General features: G+C 69.4%; 2 protein-coding genes and 1 pseudogene. 2 read left to right on the top strand and 1 reads right to left on the bottom strand.

All coding sequences use genetic code 11. From position 1 onward, the window contains the following. Positions 1 to 688: lipid-A-disaccharide synthase (lpxB, locus tag HR086_RS46015; protein ID WP_174468822.1), on the bottom strand; the 688-nt coding region annotated here is incomplete at its 3' end. Positions 689 to 748: 60 nt separating this feature from the next. Here lpxB and HR086_RS46010 point away from each other — a divergent pair. Both HR086_RS46010 and HR086_RS46005 read left to right on the top strand, forming a co-directional pair. Further along, the gene (locus tag HR086_RS46010; RefSeq protein ID WP_141648309.1) at positions 749 to 2,632 is read left to right on the top strand and encodes a DUF4388 domain-containing protein; all 1,884 of its coding nucleotides are present in this window, start codon (positions 749 to 751) and stop codon (positions 2,630 to 2,632) included. 3 nt (positions 2,633 to 2,635) lie between these two features. Next, a pseudogene (locus HR086_RS46005) lies at positions 2,636 to 2,898 on the top strand (ABC transporter ATP-binding protein); the annotation flags it as partial.

Raw genomic sequence — 2,898 nt, 5'->3', positions numbered from 1 at the left:
CGGGGACGACGATTTGAAGCCCGGGGCGCTCGGCGGACAGGCGCTTCGCCGCGGCCACCATCGCCGGCAGGAGCCTGCGAATCTCACTCATCCGGCTGCCCGGTAGCAGCGCGAGCGTGGGGGCGTCCTTGTCCAGGCCCAGCCGCTCGCGAAAGGAGACGGCGGTGTCGGGGGCGGGGACCTGCTCGACGACGGGGCTGCCCACGTAACGGGCACTCACTCCGGCCTCGCGATAGAAGTCCTCCTCGAACGGGAGGATGCACAGCATCCGGTCCACCAGCCGCTTGATGGTGCGGACCCGGCCCCGGCGCCACGCCCAGATCATCGGCGAGATGTAATAGGCGACGGGGATGCCCTGGGCCTTGAGCTTCTCGGCCAGCCGCAGGTTGAAGTCCGGGATGTCCACGAGGATGGCGACGTCGGGGCGTCGCTCCGTGGCGGCGTTCGCCAGCCCCTTGAGGATTTGGAGGATGCGGGGAATGCGGGGAAGGACCTCGGTGATGCCCATGACGGACACCTCTCGGGCGTCGAAGAGCAGCTCCACCCCCCGAGCGGCCAGGCGCGAGCCTCCCATGCCAAAGAAGGTGAGGTCAGGGCGGCGGGCCTGGAGGGCGGCGACGAGTTCGGCGGCGTGTGCGTCGCCGGAGGCCTCGCCTGCCACGACGAGGATTCGGGGTGGGGGCGTCATGTGAGGGGGGCGCATCGTACCCTGATGCAAGCCAGGGTGAAGGTGTAGACTGCGCTACCCTTGAAGACGCTTCTGCTCGCCGAGAGCCATCCCCCCACGCTCGAACACCTGACGGGTCTGCTCTCCCAGGCCGGGTATTCCGTGCGCGCGGTGAATGACCCTATCGCGGTGCTGGAGCATTTCGCGGCGGACAACCCGGATGTGATGGTGTTGTCGGTGGACCTTCCCCGAGTGGAAGGCTCGCACGTGGTGCACCTCATCCGAGGGCACAGCCAGGGCGGGCGCGTGCCGATTGTCGCCATCGACAAGGGCCACCTGGGCCGGGCGCGGGGTGTGGCCTCGGTGCTGGACCTCAAGGTGAACGCGTACGTGGCGGACCCGCTCAAGCCGGGCGAGCTGGTGCCTCGGCTGGAGTCGCTGGTGCGCGCGGCGCAGGCGGTGCCGCTGACGGGGCTTTCGGCCACGCTGTCGCGTCCGGCGGTGAACAGCGGTGACTTGAAGGGCTATCCACTGCCCTCGCTCCTGCACTCCATCCACCGGCTGCGCCGGGATGGTGTGCTGGTGGCGGCGCACCGAGGCCTGAGTCGGCGGGTGTACTTCCTGCGCGGTGGGCCGGTGAGCTTCGACTCGTCGGCGAAGGAGGACTCACTTCCGCGCTACCTCGTCGCGCGCACGCTGGCGACGGCCGCGCAGGCGGAGCGGGTGGTGGAGGCGCTGGCGTCCGGGCTGCGCATCGGCGCGGCGCTGGCGGACGCGGGGGTGGAGGCGGCGGGCGAGGAGCTGTCGCAGCTGCTGCGCGACTACACGCGCGACAACCTCGCGCGGGTGCTGGGCATGCGCGAGGGCCGGTATGCCTTCTACTCGGGCGACGAGTTCACGACGGAGGTCGCCTCGGTGGACCTGCCGCCGCTGGCGCAGGTGCTCGAGGGGGCGAGGCGCTGCTTTCCGTTGAAGGTGATGGCGGCGTCGCTGCGGGCGAACCTGGGGGAGTACCCGGTGCGCTCGTCCGACTTTGGCCGGGACCTGCAGGCCATGGCGCTGGACACGGACGACATCAAGATCGCCATGCAGGTCAATGGCCGCATCGTCCTGAAGGAGCTGCTCGCGCATGGCCGGGGCGAGCTGCGCGCGGCGTACTCGCTCCTGTGGTTCCTGAAGCTGACGGGGGGAGTGACCTTCTCGCCCACGCCGGTGGCGACGGGGGCGGACGTGCTGTCGGCGGTGGTGGTGCCGGACCGGATAGGGCCTCGCAAGCGCAAGTCGTTGCCGGTGGCGACGGGTGCGTCGCTGCGTGAGGAGGCGGTGCGCATCATCACCCGCAGCTACTTTGGCAGCCTGGGGTTGGACATCGCGGCGGACGCGGAGGCGGTGGAGCGCGCGTACCACGAGACGGCGATGCGCTTTCATCCGGACACGTATGCCGAGTTCGACATCTCCGACCTGAAGGACCTGCTGGACTCGGTGCAGGAGAAGCTGTCCGCGTCGTACCGGGTGCTGAGCGTGGAGGAGAAGCGCAAGGCGTATCTCCAGTACCTGTTCAGCAAGCTGGACGTGGGGCGGAACACGGCGGTGGTGGTGGACGCGGAGATAGCGCTGCGCCGGGGCGAGTCCGCGCTGAAGCGTCGCGACTTCCTGTCGGCGATGCATGCGTTCGAGGAAGCGGTGTCGCTCAACCCGCGCGAGCCGGAGTACTACTCCTTCCTTGCCTGGGCGACGTACCAGGCGGCGGGCGGTCCCCTGGTCCAGCGGGCGCAGAAGGCGCAGAAGGTCTTGAAGAAGGCGCTGTCATTGGGGCCGTATGTGGAGCGGCTGCACATCATCGCGGCCATCATCGACACGGACCTCGGGGACGCGCCGCTGGCGCGAAAGAAGCTGCTGAAGGTGCTGGAGTACAACCCGTACTCGCAGCTGGCCAAGGCGGCGTTGCGCAAGGTGGGACGGTAGGGAATGCGGCGGACACTGTTGCGACTGTTGCGCTACGCGCGCCCGCATGTGGCGGTGCTCGTGGTGGCGTTCGTGTGCATGGCGGTGGTGGGAGTGACGACGGGGGCGTACGCGTACCTCACCGGGCCCGCGCTGCGCTTCTTGTTGTCGGGGGGCGAGGACGGCTTCTCCGGGGCGAACAGCGTGCCGTGGCTGTCGAGCCTGCCGCGCGACGCGGCGCTGTGGGGCTTCCCGCTGCTGATGGTGGTGGTGGGGGTGGTGAAGGG

The organism is Myxococcus sp. CA039A, from assembly GCF_013336645.1.
GTDB classification, from domain to species: Bacteria; Myxococcota; Myxococcia; order Myxococcales; family Myxococcaceae; genus Myxococcus; species Myxococcus llanfairpwllgwyngyllgogerychwyrndrobwllllantysiliogogogochensis.
This window is presented reverse-complemented; position numbering and strand designations above follow the sequence as displayed.